At 42.2% G+C, this 17202-nt stretch carries 16 protein-coding genes; 9 read left to right on the top strand and 7 right to left on the bottom strand.

Annotation, left to right across the window (positions count from 1 at the left end; genetic code table 11):
- Positions 1-120: 120 nt before the first annotated feature.
- From H6G96_RS03870 to H6G96_RS03850, 5 genes are all read left to right on the top strand, one after another.
- The gene (locus H6G96_RS03870) at positions 121-1413 is read left to right on the top strand and encodes an AmpG family muropeptide MFS transporter (RefSeq protein WP_190910226.1); all 1293 of its coding nucleotides are present in this window, start codon (positions 121-123) and stop codon (positions 1411-1413) included.
- Complete coding sequence (locus tag H6G96_RS03865; protein ID WP_190910225.1) at positions 1398-1802, top strand: ABC transporter permease; 405 nt, start codon at positions 1398-1400, stop codon at positions 1800-1802. Before H6G96_RS03870 ends, H6G96_RS03865 begins: the two co-directional genes overlap by 16 nt.
- 314 nt (positions 1803-2116) lie before the next feature.
- Entirely contained in the window at positions 2117-2305 is a 189-nt protein-coding gene (locus tag H6G96_RS03860; protein WP_190910224.1) for a hypothetical protein, read from the top strand.
- 21 nt (positions 2306-2326) lie between these two features.
- Positions 2327-2866, top strand: coding sequence for a GNAT family N-acetyltransferase (locus H6G96_RS03855; RefSeq protein WP_347242173.1), 540 nt, complete (start codon positions 2327-2329; stop codon positions 2864-2866).
- Between the two features lie 176 nt (positions 2867-3042).
- A complete protein-coding gene (locus H6G96_RS03850; protein ID WP_190910223.1) occupies positions 3043-3801 on the top strand; it encodes a HEAT repeat domain-containing protein in 759 nt (252 codons plus the stop codon).
- Positions 3802-3860: 59 nt separating this feature from the next.
- Here H6G96_RS03850 and H6G96_RS03845 read toward each other — a convergent pair whose 3' ends face one another.
- Both H6G96_RS03845 and H6G96_RS03840 read right to left on the bottom strand, forming a co-directional pair.
- On the bottom strand, positions 3861-4265 hold the full coding sequence (locus H6G96_RS03845) for a phosphomannose isomerase type II C-terminal cupin domain (protein ID WP_190910222.1): 405 nt from the start codon (positions 4263-4265) through the stop codon (positions 3861-3863).
- Positions 4266-4380: 115 nt separating this feature from the next.
- Positions 4381-5472 (bottom strand): sorbosone dehydrogenase family protein, encoded by a 1092-nt coding sequence (locus H6G96_RS03840; protein ID WP_347242172.1) that lies wholly within the window; start codon positions 5470-5472, stop codon positions 4381-4383.
- Between H6G96_RS03840 and H6G96_RS41110 the strand changes: the two genes are divergently transcribed.
- Positions 5465-5773: a hypothetical protein gene (locus H6G96_RS41110; RefSeq protein ID WP_242063160.1), complete on the top strand. Its 309-nt coding sequence runs from the start codon at positions 5465-5467 to the stop codon at positions 5771-5773. The two genes, H6G96_RS03840 and H6G96_RS41110, sit on opposite strands and share 8 nt — an antisense overlap.
- 131 nt (positions 5774-5904) lie before the next feature.
- Here H6G96_RS41110 and H6G96_RS03835 read toward each other — a convergent pair whose 3' ends face one another.
- The 5 genes from H6G96_RS03835 to H6G96_RS03815 all read right to left on the bottom strand — a co-directional run bounded on the left by H6G96_RS03835 (position 5905) and on the right by H6G96_RS03815 (position 13059).
- Positions 5905-7098 (bottom strand): EAL domain-containing response regulator, encoded by a 1194-nt coding sequence (locus tag H6G96_RS03835; RefSeq protein ID WP_190910220.1) that lies wholly within the window; start codon positions 7096-7098, stop codon positions 5905-5907.
- Positions 7099-7500: 402 nt separating this feature from the next.
- Positions 7501-7680: a hypothetical protein gene (locus H6G96_RS03830; protein WP_190910219.1), complete on the bottom strand. Its 180-nt coding sequence runs from the start codon at positions 7678-7680 to the stop codon at positions 7501-7503.
- Positions 7681-7925: 245 nt separating this feature from the next.
- The gene (locus H6G96_RS03825; protein WP_190910218.1) at positions 7926-10718 is read right to left on the bottom strand and encodes a family 10 glycosylhydrolase; all 2793 of its coding nucleotides are present in this window, start codon (positions 10716-10718) and stop codon (positions 7926-7928) included.
- A 97-nt stretch (positions 10719-10815) separates the two neighbouring features.
- The gene (locus H6G96_RS03820; protein WP_190910217.1) at positions 10816-12156 is read right to left on the bottom strand and encodes a TIGR03279 family radical SAM protein; all 1341 of its coding nucleotides are present in this window, start codon (positions 12154-12156) and stop codon (positions 10816-10818) included.
- 78 nt (positions 12157-12234) lie between these two features.
- Entirely contained in the window at positions 12235-13059 is an 825-nt protein-coding gene (locus tag H6G96_RS03815) for an undecaprenyl-diphosphate phosphatase (RefSeq protein WP_190910216.1), read from the bottom strand.
- 459 nt (positions 13060-13518) lie between these two features.
- Here H6G96_RS03815 and H6G96_RS03810 point away from each other — a divergent pair, with 459 nt between their 5' ends.
- The 3 genes from H6G96_RS03810 (at position 13519) to nadB (ending at position 17190) form a co-directional block, all read left to right on the top strand.
- A complete protein-coding gene (locus tag H6G96_RS03810) occupies positions 13519-14298 on the top strand; it encodes a DUF3120 domain-containing protein (protein WP_190910215.1) in 780 nt (259 codons plus the stop codon).
- A gap of 645 nt (positions 14299-14943) precedes the next feature.
- On the top strand, positions 14944-15369 hold the full coding sequence (gene psbU / locus H6G96_RS03805) for a photosystem II complex extrinsic protein PsbU (protein ID WP_190910214.1): 426 nt from the start codon (positions 14944-14946) through the stop codon (positions 15367-15369).
- A gap of 144 nt (positions 15370-15513) precedes the next feature.
- On the top strand, positions 15514-17190 hold the full coding sequence (gene nadB, locus H6G96_RS03800; protein WP_190910213.1) for an L-aspartate oxidase: 1677 nt from the start codon (positions 15514-15516) through the stop codon (positions 17188-17190).
- Positions 17191-17202: the final 12 nt, after the last annotated feature.

Raw genomic sequence — 17202 nt, 5'->3', positions numbered from 1 at the left:
TCGGAACTGCTGCCACTCCGATAATCCAAACCCTTATAGGTAGTAGTTAAATGATATACTTTTCGATTTCCTCGTTGTATTTTATTGAAATTTCCTCAAAAGAGGCAAAAAGTTGAAACTATGAGGAAAATTAAATCGCTACTGGGAGTTTTCGGTAGCCGCAAGATGGCGGCTTTATTATTTTTAGGTTTTTCATCGGGTTTACCATTATTGTTAATCGGTAATACCTTAAAGGCTTGGATGACCGAGGAGAAGGTAAATTTAGCCGCTATTGGTTGGTTTAGCCTTGCTAGTTTGCCTTATTCCTTGAAGTTTTTGTGGGCACCCGTGGTGGACAGGTTCACTTTGCCAGTTTTGGGGCGACGACGGGGTTGGTTAATTTTGACGCAGATTGCTTTGATTGTAGCGATCGCAGTCATGGGTTTTCAACAACCCAAACAAGCATTACAGCTACTAGCCATCAACGCCATAGTCATTGCTTTTATCAGTGCAACTCAAGATATCGCTGCTGATGCCTACCGTACCGACGTTTTAGAAAAACTAGAAATGGGTGCTGGTGCAGCTGTTTTTATCTTAGGTTATCGAATAGCCCTATTAGCCGCAGGTGCTTTAGCGTTGATAATTGCTGAAAAACTGCCTTGGTCATCGGTTTATTTGTTTATGGCAGGGACGATGGTAGTTGGTATTCTTGCCACCTTGTTCGCACCAGAACCCAAGGAAATTAGCCCTCCAGGTTCTCTCGCTGATGCTGTAATCTTGCCCTTCCAAGAATTTTTTCAGCGTCAAGGGATTATCAAAGCAATTCTAATGCTTGCATTCATTACCCTATATAAGCTAGGTGATGCTTTGTTGAGCAATATGACCACACCTTTTTTGCTGCAAACTGGTTTTACCAAAACCGACATTGGGGCAATTCAAGTGGGGATGGGTTTAATTGCTACGATTGTTGGCGCTTTAGCAGGTGGTTCAATTTTGAGTGCTATTGGCATCAATCGATCGCTTTGGGTTTTTGGTATTCTACAAGCAGTAAGTAATTTAGCTTACTTTTTCCTAGCATACATCGGTAAAAACTACCAAGCTATGGTACTTGCCATCAACGTAGAACAATTTTGTGGTGGATTGGGGACAGCAGCCTTTGTTGCCTTTTTGATGAGTCTTTGTAACCAGCGGTTTTCCGCAACCCAATATGCTTTGTTATCCAGCTTAATGGCTGTCAGCCGCGATATTCTGGCCGCACCTGGAGGAGCGATCGCACAAAGCACGGGTTGGCCAGTATTTTTCTTAATTACCATCGCCGCTGCTGTTCCAGGATTACTCCTATTGCCAGTATTTGCCCCCTGGAACCTTCAGCCAGTGGCAGTATCCAGACCAGGACTTGAGGACGAAGAAGAGGATATATGGGGAATCAAGTAGTTATTGCTGTCGGCACATTCATCCTCTTACTCACTGGTTTATTACTTGGGTATGTTCTCTCACAATTAGTTCTGGGATTTCTAGCATTTAACCTCCTAACTTTTTTCGGAACACTCAGCCTAATTTTAATTTTTGGGACACTTTATTACGTTTTATTTTGGCAGTTACGAAGAGATCAGTCTCGACCATCAACTATAAATCAAGGGATACCAGAGCAGGTAGACGATGGTGTATCTGATAGCTATCTCAGAAACAGGCTGATCGCTAAGTTATCCGGTGACACTGCTGAAGCTGAAAGGTTAATTGAACAGGCAAAAGAAACTTATCCTGGACTGCCGGAGAATTGGTATTGCCAGAAAGTGCTTGATGACTTGGAGCAAGGTCAATAGTACTGTGAGAGTAGGGGACAGGGAATGAGGAGGAGCAGGGAGCAGATGGGAAAGAGGTGATTTTAATTCTCACCTTTGCTCCATGACTTATACCCAATGCCCAATACTTCTCTGCCAAAGGCTGCGCCAACGGGGCTTTACGAAAATCAAGCGAAGTTGAGATTCGGACAGATCGGTACTTCGGCTCCACTGTCAGTACAAGTACCCAATGCCCGATTCCCTTGCACAGAAAATTGTTAAAATGAATCAAGAATACTTCACAAATCTTCAGCTAAATTTTCATAAAAGTTCGTAGCTCTTTTTGCAATTAGAATATGGCCATTTTTCGTCAATACATTGCCCCCCTGTTTGCAGTATTAGTATTTTTCTTTGCCCTAGTGGCAGTTAGCGCCCGCATCTTTTTACCCTCTGATATGGCAGCACCCGCACCAATTGAAGAGGTTGGGGTAAGTTTTCAACCTACTCCAACTGATTTACCATTAGCAGTAAAGAACGCGAGCTAGCTAAGTCAATAAAGATCAGCAGTGTCTGAGCAACTATTACCTGGGTATATTATTCGCCGTGGCTCCACTTCGGATCGAGCGCTGCTGCTTAAATTCATGCAGCGAACTTACCAGGATCTCTTTCCCAATGAGGATTTTTTTCACCTAGAACAAACAGTTAAGCAATACTTCTCTAGCGATACGCCCTTGTGGTGGGTAGAAGAAGAGGGGGAGCAGGGAGCAGGAAGCAGGAAGCAAGGGCAAATTCCTCTCCATGCGCCATTCCCAATGCCCAATGCCCATCCCCCGATAGCGTGCCTCTGGGTGGGCAATGCAATAGATCAAGTGCATGGGAACCGTCATGCTCACATCTTTATCCTCTACGTTGTACCAGAACATCGGCGACTGGGTATTGGTAGAGCCTTGATGCGATATGTGGAGAATTGGGCTATTCAAAGAGGCGATCGCCAGATTGGACTGCAAGTATTTCAATCAAACAAACCTGCATTAAATCTTTATAATCAGTTAGGTTATCAAACCCAATCCCTGTGGATGGTAAAATTTCTGAGTGCAGAAAAATAAACTATAGGATAGCAGTAACATACTTTAGCGTCTGAGTTATAGCGTTCCTCGTTGAGTTATATCTCAACGAGGCGAAAGGAAAGTGTATAATTACGCAACTAATACTACTTATAAAGCTTTAACTTATTGGCGCGGGGGATTATGTGTTGATCCCGAAAAGGGATTGAGATGAAATTATGTATGACGAAGACGATCTAAGCCTACTCGATATTGAGGAGGAGCTAGAAAGCCCCTTAGATAAAATAGAGCCGCTAACTGACGAATCAGTTGTGGCAAAACCAGATCCAGAAGTGATGCTGGCCCTGTTGGAAAATCCCCAGCCCCAGCAAAGAATGTTAGCGGCGCGTGCTTTTTGTGATATAGAAGATGCGCGTGCTACCCCCCATCTGATTCGTCTGTTAACTGATACCTGTCCCTTGGTGCGGGTGAGTGCAGCCTATGGCCTCGGACGCAATCCCAGTTCAGAAGCAGTGAGTCCATTAATTGCTCAATTAAACAGTGATTGGAATGGCTATGTGCGTAAAGGCGTTGTTTGGGCTTTAGGAAACTGTCGCGATCGCCGTACTTTACCGCCCCTAGCAGACGCTTTAAAAACTGACATTTCGGCAGTGCGTTTGTGGGCTGCTAGCGCCTTAGCACAGATGGCAGAAGTAGGTTATGAAGCAGTTATAGGAGCAATACCACCATTAATTGAAGCCTTAGTTAAAGATCCAGTCGCAGCAGTGAGAAGTAACAGTGCTTGGGCAATTGGTCAACTGTGCCGCGAATTGCCTTCTAATGTAGTTTATGCGACAGCGATCGATGCTTTAATTCAAGCCTTTGCCGAAGATGAAGATTTAGGAGTCCGGGCAGACGCTAAAGCCTCATTGTTAGGAGTGGGTGATCCGCGTGGCTTGCAGCTGATTGAAACCCTAGAACAAGAAGGGTGGTTTTGAGTTAGGCATTGGGCATTGGGTATTAATCACTTGATTCCCAACTCCTAACTCCGGACTCACTAACCTTCAGCTACGGGTTTGACCAAATTTAAATCATAAGGACGTTCTGTATCATCTTCGCCCAAATATTCACCATTTTGAATTTCTAGAATAACTAGGGGAATATGTCCAGGATTTTCTACTTTATGTAGTGTTGCTGCGGGGACATAAGTCGATTCGTTTCGATTCAGCAATATTTCTTCTTCTCCACATGTCACCTTTGCAACACCAGAAACTACAACCCAATGTTCATTGCGGTGATAATGAATTTGTGGTTTTATTCCGTGCCTGGGCTTGATTTCAACACGGCTAATTCTATAAGTATCTCCCTCCTCAATTACCTCCACTTCACCCCAGTATCGTGTGCCTGAATGTGTAGGCAATTCGTTGATCTTTGACTGAGTATTATTTTCATTGGGAGTCATAATCAATTTCTCAACCAGATGAGTATTAGTATTTTTCTGTAATTTACCGTAAACGAGATAAACTTGGATAGGCAGATATAGTCACAACTGCTCTAAATTTACTCTAGGGAATCATTCATCCCCCCGTATACTGAATCCGGTAAATCCGATTATTAGCTTCTTCTGTTAGTAGTAGGCTGCCATCTAGCAGCACGAGTAAACCTACAGGTCGTCCCCAAGTGGTGGGTACAGAAGGATTTAGTAAAAAGCCTGTGAGAAAATCTTCGTAGTAGCCAAGCGATCGCCCTTTTGCATTGAAGGGAACAAATACAATTTTATAACCAGTACCGCGATCGCGATTCCAAGAACCACGAAAAGCAGTAAAAGCACCGTTCCGGTATTTTTCTGGAAACGTTTTACCATCATAAAACTGCAAACCCAATGCTGCTGAGTGCGCTTGGAACAGCACATCTGGCGTTTGGGTACGGGCTACTAAGTCGGGGCGTTTACTTTTGCCTTCCGTCTTTTGGCGTGGATCGAGGTTGTTTGGTGTTAGGTAAGCATAGGGCCAACCGTAAAATGCCCCTTGTTTAACGCGTGTCAGATAGTCTGGAACTAATTTATCACCGATTCCATCGCGTTCGTTGACAGTGGTGTAAAGCTCCTTAGTTACAGGATGAAAGTCCAAACCAACAGGATTACGCAAGCCGGAAGCGAAAGTTCGCTGCTGGGAACCATCTAAATTCATCACCTGTATTGAAGCCCGTGGTAGGGGTTCTTCATCCACATTCGTTCCTGAACCAACTGAAACATATAATTTATTACCGTCGGGCGAGACAACGACATTGCGTGTCCAATGGTTGTTATAACCTTGAGAAGGTAAGTCGGCAATTTTTTTTCCCTTACCTGTAATTTTATTTTGACCTTTTGTATAGGGAAAACGCACCACAGCATCTGTGTTTCCTAGGAAAAAGGAATCATCTGCAAAAGTCATACCAAAGGGTCTATTGAGTTCGTTGTCGCTACTAGCAAAAGTTTCTCGAACGTCGGCTACGCCGTCACTGTTGCTGTCACGTAACAGACGAATGCGGTTTTGCCCGGTTTCAGTCACCAGAACATCACCACTGGGGGTTAAAGCTAGCCAGCGTGGGGCATCTAAACCTTCTGCAAATACGTTAACTCTAAAGCCTGCTGGTACACGCAGCACTGGATTTTGCGGAATGGGCACAACTTCAGGCCGCTTAGAGGCGCTTTCTGTTGCGAAGGGTGCTGGTAAATTTTTTAGATTGATGCGGATGGGCTTCGGTGAGAGTGCTTCAGTTCGGACAATATTTTTTGGCTGTGTAGAATCCTGTGTCAGTTGGGCAGAAGATCCGGATATTTGTGGTGTAAAATTATCTGAAGAAGCGCGAGTCTGGTTACAGGCTGTTGTCAAGGTTAGTAAAAAGACTGGCAGCAAGAAACGCGCAGAGACTTTCATGGGGGTAGATATTATGACACAATTTTCTTACCTTAAACTTGAGTTTTAATCAATGTCACCCGTCTAAAGTCCTATTTGTCCTATTTTTCTTAGTTAGTCAATACTATTAAGGTACTAGGAAAATAATTACTCCCCTATTTTCAATGTCCAATCCCCAATATTTATACATATAAGCATTTATTAGCTAAGTAAAAAATTTTCAAATTCTGCTGCTGGCAATGGACGACTAAATAGAAAACCTTGCATAGAATTACAGTTATGTTGGCGCAAAAAAGCCAGTTCTGATTCCGTCTCTACACCTTCAGCTATTACATCTAGATTGAGATTGTGAGCCATTTGAATTAATGCTTGAGTAATGGCTGATTTTTGTGAATCGTTAGCAACATTATGAATAAAATAACGGTCGATTTTTAATGTATTAATTGGTAAATTTTTCAGATAAATTAAAGAAGAGTAGCCTGTACCAAAATCATCAATTGCAATGTTTATACCCAAAGATTGCAATTTGCTCATAGTAGCGATCGCACTATTTACGTCTTGCATAATCATACTTTCAGTTAATTCTAGCTCTAAGTCATCTGGTTCTAAGTTATTCATAGCTATAAAATTAACTATATTATGAATAAAATCTGGTTGATTAAATTCAATTACTGACAAATTAACAGCAACAGTCAAAGAATAAATCCCGGCATCACGCCAGCCTTTTATTTGCTTACATACATTTTTTAATACCCATTTACCAATTGGAACAATTAAACCCGTAGACTCTGCTAACGAAATAAATTCTGTTGGGTAAATCAGTCCTAATTCAGGGCTTTGCCAGCGCAATAAACTTTCAGCAGCTACTATTTTACCAGAAGCAATATCAATGATTGGTTGATAATAAATTTCAAATTCTTTAAAGTTATGTTGTTTGATAGCCCGGTGTAAGCTAATTTCTAATAGCTGCATCTTAGGAGACAAGTTTTTAGTGACACTTGTAGGAGATAAATGCCTTTTTAAAGTAGCGTGTTTTTCCAATCTGTTTATAATGGCACTTAATAACTCAGCACGGGTGAAAGGCTTAGTTATATAATCATCAGCACCCATATTCATACCTTGGCGGAAGTCAGATTTTGCAGATTTTGCAGTTAGAAAAATGAAAGGAATTGTTGCAGTTATTGGATTTTGCCGTAATATTATTAATACGCCATAACCGTCAAGTTGTGGCATCATCATATCACAAAGAATTAAATCGGGAACTTCCGATATAGCCAAATTTACCCCAATTCTACCATTAGCTGCACCAATAGTTTCAAAATCTTCAGCTTCTAACAGATCCAAAATATTTTCACGAACGGCTTCTTCATCTTCTATTATTAATATTTTGGCCATAATTTATCTTAATTTATGTTCTATTTTTTTGAAAAATACCGATGATTTTTGTATATAATTCTATAATAATTGTGGTAAATACTTCACCTTAGTAGCTATATATAGTTTTTAAAATTCTCATTTTTAATCCAATGCCTAGTATATTAACGACATTAATAGCGCGGCGCGATAAAATGATTCCAATAACGAATGGAGTTCGCTAGCCCAAAAGCTAGAGGATTCCAGCATTTCCCGCGCTTGATAGCGCATAATAACCACAATATTTTTCCTAATAAGTAGTACTGCCATATGCAGAACTCTTGCAGTTGTAAATTACTGCTGGGTTGAAGGAGAATAAATATAATATTCCAGATACTGTTGCTTAACAAGTAACGTCCACCATATTATTTTCCAATATGGACACTAAACTACATCTTGTGTCTGTAATTCTCCAAAGTGGAATGCTTTTTGGTTAACTGCTAGCACGATACCCTCTGTTGCCAGCAACCCGATAAACTGGCAGGGATCGTTGAAGATGGGGCTAAATCGTCTTTCACTCTCATGAAATGATACTTTTGCCTGTAAACAGGAGGTAATATCCACAGAAACTCCAATGAGGTGAGTAGGTTGGCCTTGTCGTATCTTTAAGTACTATAGCGCGTACGAGTAACCATTTGTACTTGAGTAATTGTCTCTCAAGAGGAATTTGATCTTCTACCCAAAAGGAACCAATATTTAGTGTTAACTCTAGTTTTCTCTATTTCTTTTCTTGAGCAGGCGAAGAAAAAATTATTGGCTAATAAGACTAAGACTCTTTTGCCTTCCCTGCTTCCCCTACTTCCTCTTCACTAAGGACGCAATTGCAGCCGCCGTTCACCGTAACGTAATAGCCTTTCTATAGTTACAAGCCGATTTTCCCAAACTTTGACTTGATAAGAATTTGACTTAAGCTCTTGGCTCATCAATGCCCGAAATTGAGACTGGAAACGGGTTAGAGAGGCTCTAGCCATTAGTAGCTTGCTAGAAGAAGGGGAAGCTCCAAGCTGATTTAAAGCACTACGTAAAACTTCTGCCTGGTTATTAAAATCTGATATTGTCTTATTTGGTCTTTGTAATTGGTCATTTTGGAAAACAAATTTCCATTCTCGTTGCAGCGCGGTGTAACGAATCGCGGCAGTTTGAAAAGGTTGGCGGTGAGGAATAGGTTCAATTGTAGTGGATGTTGTGGCTTTAACTCTACCTTGGGTGCTAATAAAGAGTTTTTGTAGCTCGTTGTTAAAGTTCTCTGCCGCAAAGAGGGCATAACCACTAACTGGCAAGTCCCTTACTAACTGGAGTTGATCGAATGCCCCAATTGTTGGTAAAGAAAGTAAGCGGATTCCTGGTAGCAACAAGGTAGATCCCAATTGTTTAGAAGCGATCCAGGGTTGGGCCAGTCGTTGGAAGCGAGAAGTATCTAGAGCATAAGTCATGGGAACAATTAAATCTACATCCCCCCGTCTTGCCCAAGTTTCCCAGTTTTGTTGAATTTTCTGAATCCGCTCTAGTTCCGGCAAAGGAAATACTGCAACCGATAAAATCAAATTCGGCTGTTTTTGTCTCAATTGCCGTGATAATTGGGCGACAAAGCTATCAACTTGGTCGGTGCGAAATGTCGTCCACTTTTGCCACAAGTCTGGTTGGCTAGGGGAAATATTCACTGGATCTACACCAGTAAGCTGCTGAAATTGCGCTCTTGCAGCTTTGCCATAGCCATAGCTTCGACCTGCTGATGGGTCTTGAAAGGGATAGCGAATATAGTCTAGCTGTAGACCATCCACGTTATAGCGAGTAACAATTTCCTCGTACAGCTTGAGCAAGTACTGCCGCACTTCGGGGTTAGCTGGGTCGAAGAATGGCTTAGTCTGACCAATAGGAATCATGTTGCCCAAGTTATCATAGTTTGCCCAATCGGGATGAGCCGCCAGTACTGGCCCTGGATAATTACTATTAACGTTGATAATCTCATTGTGCCGTTGATTGCCAGCAGCAAAAGTCCAAACCCACGCGTGTAATTCCATGTCTCGCTCATGGGCTAATTTCACCGCATCTGCCAGTGGATCCCACCCACGAATTAATGGGTTTTGCTCTTTTGCCACTTGGCTTGGATAAATGGTATAGCCAGCGTTAACAGTTTCAAAGAAGACGGTATTAATCCCAGCTTGGGCTAGGCGATCAAAAATTTTGGACAGTCCTGCTTTGTTACCAGCACGAACAATCGTCCCCCGATCTAACCAAACTGCTCGGATTTCTGGTTGAGCGAGTCTCTGATCAACAGGAAACTGCTGCCACAAAATCGTCTTTGCTGCTAGCCACTGCTGACGAGCCAAAGCGTAGTTTTTTTGGGCAATCAATTGGGGTAAGTTTCTGGCAATTCCCCTTGCTTGTACTAAGGCTTGGTCTTTACTCATACCTAGCGCTTCCAGTTTAGTTGAAGCCAATTGCGTGGATTGCTCTTTGACAGACTGGGAGGCGTAGGTGTCTAAATGCCTAGAGAATTGCTTTTCCTCAGAGATTCCAACGCCTTCGTTAACTGCATCGGCTGATGCTGCTAAATGAGCGCTTTCTACCCGACCAATCAGATTTTCTAGCTCTTGCTGGAGAGCGATCGCTTGATTGTTGTCAATCGGCTCATTGGAGTTGGGTACAACATCCAGACCCACTGCTTGTTCTAATTGGTCAATAGCCTCTTGGGAACTTGGGGGTTTGACTGTAGGAAGCGGTTTAGCTATGGGAGCTGTAGCAGTTTTAGGAGGAGGAGATGAGGGAGATGAACTGCCCCTTTGCTCCCGTGCCCCTTGTCTCCTTGACGCAGCCGCCACCGTTGTAGAACAGTTTGGGGAACCTCCTGCTACTTTTTTCATGCGATTCGATGGTGCTGGCGCTGTCAAATAGTAATTGATAGCAGCTTTTAACCAGGCATTATCTAGTCCAACTGCTGAAGCTGTATCTGTTCCCCAGCGCCAGCCTAAAAAGGTGGAACGCTCAGTTGTTACTACTGCGGCAGGATTATCTTTGGAATTCCAAACAGCAGGAGATTCAGTGCCCATCTCATTAGGAATCACAACACCACCGCGTACTTTGCCAAAAAGTTCTGTTTGATTAGCCCATTCTGAGATTTTGGTTTTTGTCGGTTTGATTTGTTCTGTTTCACTAAGGCTGAATCCCCAATAACCTCCCAAGAGCGATCGCAATAACTGACGTACTCCTGGCGATGACAGACTACCTACAGGGCCACTGGCAATCAAACGCCCTCCCTTACTCATCCATTCTTCGAGAGCGATCGCTTGGGTTGGCGTTAATGTCTCGACGTTTGGCAAAAATAATACTCGGCGATCGCCCCAATCTGCCACACTCTTTACATCATTTAGGGTAATTACACAATATTTTGCCCCCATTGCCTGTAAGCGATCGCTGATCCCTACCCATTGATTTGCATTTTCTTGGCTATGCACTACGCTCAATACAGGTTCTTCAGTTGCCGCCGTTACTGGCAAAATACTAAAACTATTTAAAATTAAAAAGTTAAAACTTAAAATGAAGAATCCGGCTTTTTTGATTTGTGAATTTACCTTTTTATGAGATTGTTCCTGATTCTTCACTACTGACTCCCCAGTGGATTATTTATTAATCATTACTTCTCATTTATCATCCAAACTAACAATAATTTACCTCCGGAAAAAGACTGATCTTTCATCACTAAACTTGAACAAAGTTGAAAATACATTTTTTAACCAAATCTTCAACTCCAGCTACTGGAAAAATTTTTGTATTTAATCTACTAGCTAATTCCTCAATACTCATATCATCTAAAAACACTAGTTCTCCATTTTTTAACATCACATTCGGTAGCAGAATGCCATCACCTAAATCTTGCCCTTCTAAATTTAAAAGCAAATCATGACCAGTTAGTAATCCGGTTACACTGATAGATTGTCCCCAATAATCACTACATAAAGCACGCATATTTACTTCTAAACCTTCAACAGAATTTAGCCGTTTCAAAATGGGTTGAAATGCTTTTTCTACAGCGTTGCCCACTACCCAAGTCAACTTCCTCTGAGGATATACCTTTGGTGGTAGTAATTCTGCTGCAACGGTGGCAAATTGCTTGATAAATAATTGAATCGAACCAACTCCGTTATCAATTTGGGGATATTCTTCATATTCAGATTCACTGGGTAATTCCTCACCTGCAATCAAAAACCACTCATCGGCTAACCAAACAACGCTTGAGGCGAATTTTTGACGAAATTGCCGCGAAAGCATTTGCACTTGGGAAATCACTTCTTGGGCTTTTTCTCTAGTAACGGGTATGAGTTCGTCTTCTGAAGGCCGAAACCGTGTCAACCCAACTGGTACAACTGCTATCGATGCTACCGCAGGCACTTCACCAGTATGAAAGGATGCTAAATCTTTGAGAGTTTGCTCTAGATGTTTACCATCATTTATGCCAGGACAAACAACTACTTGAGCATGAATTTGTAGCCGTCTTTGTTGAAACCACTTGAGTTGTTGCAAGATTTGCCCTGCACGCTGATTTTTTAGCAGTCTAATTCTAACTTCGGGTTCTGTAGCATGAACAGAAACATACAACGGAGACAAGCGCATTTGCTCAATTCGCTGCCATTCTCGTTCTGGCAAATTGGTTAGGGTAAGATAAGAGCCGTACAAAAAACTCAAACGGTAATCGTCATCTTTCAAGTACAAAGTGGTACGTTTACCTGGTGGCTGTTGATCGATAAAGCAAAATGGACAGTGGTTGTTGCACTGAATTAAGCCATCAAATAAGGCCGTTTCAAATTCTAGCCCCAAGTCTTGGTCATAATCTTTTTCGATTTCTAGGCTATGAGTTTTACCAGCAGCGTCTAAAACTTCTAATTCTAAAACTTCATCAGCACACAAAAACTGATAATCAATTAAATCACGGGGACGTGAACCATTGATAGCAACGATCGCATCACCAGCCTCAAAGCCTACCTCTGCGGCTATTGAATCTGGAATAACTTTGGTAATTCGGGCAGGATTAATGGTACTCATTGGGTATATTGGGCATTGGGTATGGGGCATTGGCCATTAGTCATTTCTTTTAAACTAATGACTAATGACTAATAATTATTATCCTCTCCAACCTGCTGCGATCGCAGCTAAAATAACGCTACCAAATGCTAATCTATACCAAACGAAAACTAAAGTGTTTTTGGTTGCTAAATACTTGATTAAGAATGCAATTGATAGGTAAGAAAAAATAAAGGTTGAAATAATCCCTACAATTAATAGTCCAACAATGTTATCTGGCAACTGTTGGGCTTCAAATAACTTGAAGATTTTCAGACTTTTATACAGCGTTGCAATGGTAAGAGTTGGAAACCCTAATAAAAAGGAGAATTTCGCTGCTGTATCGCGTTCTAATCCTAAAAATAAGGCAGTCGTCAACGTTGAGCCAGAACGAGAAACACCCGGAATTAAAGCAAGTGTTTGTCCTAATCCAACTAAAATACCATCCCGAATCTGCAATGAATTAAAATCTCGCTTGCGAGTGCCAATTTTTTCTGCCAAAGCTAGTAAAATTGCCATGATAATTGACATTATGGCAATAATTAATGCGCTCTCTGGTAGAACATCTTTCAAAATAAAGCCGAAAATTAAGGCAGGCATTGTTCCTACTACAATACCGACAAGAATTTTCCACTCCTCACGTTGCCAGTCTTTATCTTTTACTGCTTCAATTCCACCTTTGACAATATTAGAAATCAGCGACCAAAAATAGCCCACAATTGCTATAACGCTGCCAAATTGAATTGCATCGACAAAATCTTTAGAACCTAGTTCTTTCCAACCAAATACCTTGGTCACAATCAGAAGATGTGCAGTGCTGCTGATTGGCAAAAACTCTGTAACACCTTGAACAATACCCAAAATAAAAGCTTGAATAAACTCCATATACAATTAATACCTTTTTCCTGCTGTAAACAATTATTACTTAGTTGGCGATGTTAATTTATATACTTTTTACTGCACCCAATATTATAGAAAATTCCGCTTTCCCAAATCAATAACACCATCCAAGACGCTGGCCATGTTCTTACACCCACTTCAAGAAGTCAACGAAATTTTGGCAATTCATCAAACTTTAATATTTAGTGGACTGATGCCATTGACTTTTTACCCGTTACATTAGCTTGCATCTCTCTGTAGTTCTTTGTAAATGCGAACTATAGAGGAGTTCTGTAAATAAGACCACTTGAGTGAATTAGTCTGGTACAGAATGTTTTGTTTAGTTTGCGCCAGGGCTCCTCGAAATTTCAGTATAATTACAATGCCCTAGGCAATCCCCTAGGGGGGGATTTTAAAATGTGATATCTTAAATAAAATAAAGTTTAGTAACAAATATTAAAAACTTTGATTAATAATACACTGTCCTCCTACACTGCTTCTACCCCTTCTATTGATACAGAGTTAGATTTAACTGTTACTGGGCAGAAGGGTATTAGGCAATTGGAATCTACACTCTCCTGTTCTCCGTCTCTTCCCTTATCTATTTCGGCCCGACAAACTTGGTTAGTGTTTGGGGCGGCGGTATTTTTGGTAACAGTACCAGTATTTGTAGAAGCGCCAATAGTGCGATCGCTACCAAGCCTAAGTTTAGCGCTGGCAGCATTTTGGGTGTGGCTAAGTTTTACCTTAATGTCACGTCCTGCGACTTATGTATGGGGAGATTTACTCTTAGGATTTAGCTGGAGTTGGTTAGCAGGAGCTATTTACTGGGGCTGGTTACGTTGGGAACCTGCGTGGCATCTGCCAGTGGAGTCTATAGGATTACCGTTTGCTTGCTGGTGTTTGGCGAAGAATTGGGGCAAAGTAGGTAACTGGTTTTATTTAGGTTCTTTACTAGGTACAGTCTTAACCGACGTATATTTCTATATAGCAGACTTGATGCCCTATTGGCGGCAAATTATGAGAGTAGATGCAGATGGCGCAGGGCAAATATTACATAATGCCCTGATGCAAGTACAAACACCTTGGGGACAAAGTTGGGCCATAATTCTTGCCTTAGTCCTGTTGACAGTCGGGATTTTACCTTTAGGTCTAAAGCAAAGACACTGGTATGCCTTTAGTGGGGCAGTTTTAAGCACAATTTTGGTAGACAGCCTATTTTTGTTAGCTGCGATCGCAGCGTGAAGAAGACAAGAAGCAGGAAGTCACTCACTGAGCGTGTAGGCTTCTTTACCGAAACTTTTTCCAGCCTAGTCTACAGCACATCAAGAATGATGCTGTAGATAATAAATTAGTTAAGAAATATTACATAACAGTCCATCACCATCAAGTCTTCTTGCTAGGGTTTTCGGTATTAGCCATCGGATAATTTCGTGTCTGGCTCAAACGTGGAATCAGCCACTATAAAAAGATTTCGTCTAGCTGGAAATGCTACCAGGATAATGGATGGAACCCTGTTGCAGCTATGCAGATACTCTTCCCATAATAAAAATTTTTGGCAAAAGTATAGTCAAACCCAGTAACGGCAAATATTGTGGATATTAATACGCTGTATATTAGTTTCTGATGACTGCTGTGTTGATTAAGCTATCAGGTTTTGTCTTTGAAGTTCTGTTCGCCAGAAGCTGACGCACGCTGCGGGTTCGCCTTTGGCGTTCTCGTTCGCGTTAGCGTCTCCGAAGGAGAAGAGTAGCCGCAGACGTACAGACTTCTATGTTTGTCCTTTGTCTTTTGTCCTTGGCGCTTTGACTAATGACTGATGACTAATGACTAATGACTGCTGTTAGCTTAAAACTTTTATTTCTGTTTGATGGAAAGAGGTAGAAAATTGTGAAAGGATTGGCGCGTTTATTAACAGTGTTTAGTTTGTTACTTAGTTGCTGGGGATGGCTGGGAACAACTCAGATAGCCCAAGCTGCTAGTTTCAATTTTGCTTTTCCACAAGTCCCAATTCTGGCACTTGAACGGCAGAATCGGGCAGATGCAAAGCTAGGAACCGAATTTGGTAAAAAAATCGATTTGAATAATACCAACGTCCGGGCTTTTCAACAGTATCCAGGGCTTTATCCTACCTTGGCTAAGAAAATCATCATGAATGCTCCCTACAAAAATGTAGAGGATGTATTGGATCTTCCAGGATTAAGCGATCGCCAAAAACAAACCCTGCAAGCTAACCTCGGTAATTTCACCGTGACAGAACTAGAGCCTGCCTTTAACGAGGGAGATGATCGCTTTAACAATGGTATTTACAGGTAACTACAACTTGTAGTTAATGTAGCAAATAGTAGCCCATTCCTGATTCTAGGGAGTGGGACATGATAGGAGTTAGGAGTTATGAGTTAAAATTCAAAACTCCTAACTCCTAACTTCTAACTCCTCACTTCCCCCTACTCCATTACCTTGCCTCAGATAGATATTCCTAGCCAATTTGATGTCTTAGTAGTCGGCGCTGGTGCTGCTGGACTATACACCGCCTTGTGCCTACCAGAGTCTTTGCGAGTCGGCTTGATTACCAAAGAAACTGTTGCTTTGTCTGCCAGTGATTGGGCCCAAGGTGGCATCGCCGCAGCAGTTGCCCCGGAAGATTCTCCGACGCTACACATTGAAGATACGATGCGAGCAGGTGCGGGTTTGTGCGATCGCACTGCTGTAGAATTTCTCGCCCAACTTGCTCCTAACTGCATTCAATCCCTAGTTAACTTGGGAGTTGCTTTTGACCGTCATGGTCAAGCCTTGGCTTTAACTTTAGAAGCTGCCCATTCTCGCAACCGTGTTCTTCACGCCGCAGACACCACAGGAAGGGAAGTTACCACCACCCTCACAGCCCAAGTATTACGTCGCCAGAATATTCAAGTCATTCAGCAAGCTTTAGCTTTGAGTTTGTGGATTGAACCCGAAAGTGGTCGCTGTCAGGGAATAAGCTTGTTTTATCAAGGTGAAATCACATGGATAAAGGCTAGTGCTGTGGTACTGGCAACTGGTGGCGGCGGTCAAATATTTGCCCAAACTACTAACCCGGCTGTAAGTACAGGAGATGGGGTAGCGATCGCATCTCGTGCTGGGGCTACCCTCCGCGATTTGGAATTTGTGCAATTTCACCCCACAGCCCTCACTAAACCTGGTGCCGATCACTTTCTAATTAGCGAAGCTGTACGCGGCGAGGGCGCACACCTTGTCGATAATCAAGGGCGGCGTTTTGCCTTTGACTACCACCCTGCGGGTGAACTCGCACCCAGAGATGTTGTCAGTAGAGCAATTTTCAGCCATTTACAACGTACCGCCGTTGATTTGGCGACTGCCCATGTGTGGTTAGATATGCGCCCTATCCCTGCCGAGAAAATTCATCACCGCTTTCCCAATATCATCAAAGTTTGTCAGCATTGGGGCATTGATGTCTTTCATGAACCAATTCCTGTAGCGCCTGCTGCCCATTACTGGATGGGTGGGATTGTCGCGGATCTAATGAATCGCACGGATATTCGCGGTTTGTACGCGGTGGGTGAAACCGCTAGTACTGGTGTGCATGGGGCAAATCGCCTTGCGAGTAATTCCCTGCTGGAATGTATTGTGTTTGGGGCCCAGATGGGCAAAATTGAGTTAGAAAATATTGGGCTACCGTCAGAAACAGCATTATTACCATTACAGAAATTTAGTGCTAATGCTAGCGAGTGGCACATCCAGCAGGCACAGCTAGAAGCACTCAGGGAAAAGTTACCACGTTTAGTGTGGGAAAGTGCTGGTATTTGTCGAGAGCAATCAAGATTGGAAACTGCGATCGCCACTGTTGAATCTTGGCAGCAAGATTTCGCTATCTTGCCTTTAAGTCAATTCTTACTTGCTTTACGTCCCGCAGAACCAGCTAGTTTTGACATACCAGATGTTGAACGGCAATTGAGACTTTGGGCAGAAACTCGGAATTTATTAGATGTGGCTGATTTAATTCTCAAAAGTGCTGCTTTTAGAACTGAAAGTCGAGGTGGACACTACCGTTTAGATTATCCTCAACCAGATCCAAATTGGCAGGTTCACACACTTGTACAAAAACATCATTGGTGGAAATCTCCACTATTATCTTGATGTAAGTTTCCC

The sequence above is a fragment of the Nostoc sp. FACHB-892 genome (genome assembly GCF_014698795.1).
Taxonomy (GTDB): Bacteria; Cyanobacteriota; Cyanobacteriia; order Cyanobacteriales; family Nostocaceae; genus Nostoc.
This window is presented reverse-complemented; position numbering and strand designations above follow the sequence as displayed.

Excerpts from the sequence above, each read along its gene's own strand:
- H6G96_RS03870 (WP_190910226.1), top strand. The coding sequence starts at position 121 with ATGAGGAAAATTAAATCGCTACTGGGAGTTTTCGGTAGCCGCAAGATG.
- H6G96_RS03865 (WP_190910225.1), top strand. The coding sequence starts at position 1,398 with ATGGGGAATCAAGTAGTTATTGCTGTCGGCACATTCATCCTCTTACTC.
- H6G96_RS03860 (WP_190910224.1), top strand. The coding sequence starts at position 2,117 with ATGGCCATTTTTCGTCAATACATTGCCCCCCTGTTTGCAGTATTAGTA.
- H6G96_RS03850 (WP_190910223.1), top strand. The coding sequence starts at position 3,043 with ATGTATGACGAAGACGATCTAAGCCTACTCGATATTGAGGAGGAGCTA.
- H6G96_RS03845 (WP_190910222.1), bottom strand. The coding sequence starts at position 4,265 with ATGACTCCCAATGAAAATAATACTCAGTCAAAGATCAACGAATTGCCT.
- H6G96_RS41110 (WP_242063160.1), top strand. The coding sequence starts at position 5,465 with ATGGGCACAACTTCAGGCCGCTTAGAGGCGCTTTCTGTTGCGAAGGGT.
- H6G96_RS03835 (WP_190910220.1), bottom strand. The coding sequence starts at position 7,098 with ATGGCCAAAATATTAATAATAGAAGATGAAGAAGCCGTTCGTGAAAAT.
- H6G96_RS03820 (WP_190910217.1), bottom strand. The coding sequence starts at position 12,156 with ATGAGTACCATTAATCCTGCCCGAATTACCAAAGTTATTCCAGATTCA.
- H6G96_RS03815 (WP_190910216.1), bottom strand. The coding sequence starts at position 13,059 with ATGGAGTTTATTCAAGCTTTTATTTTGGGTATTGTTCAAGGTGTTACA.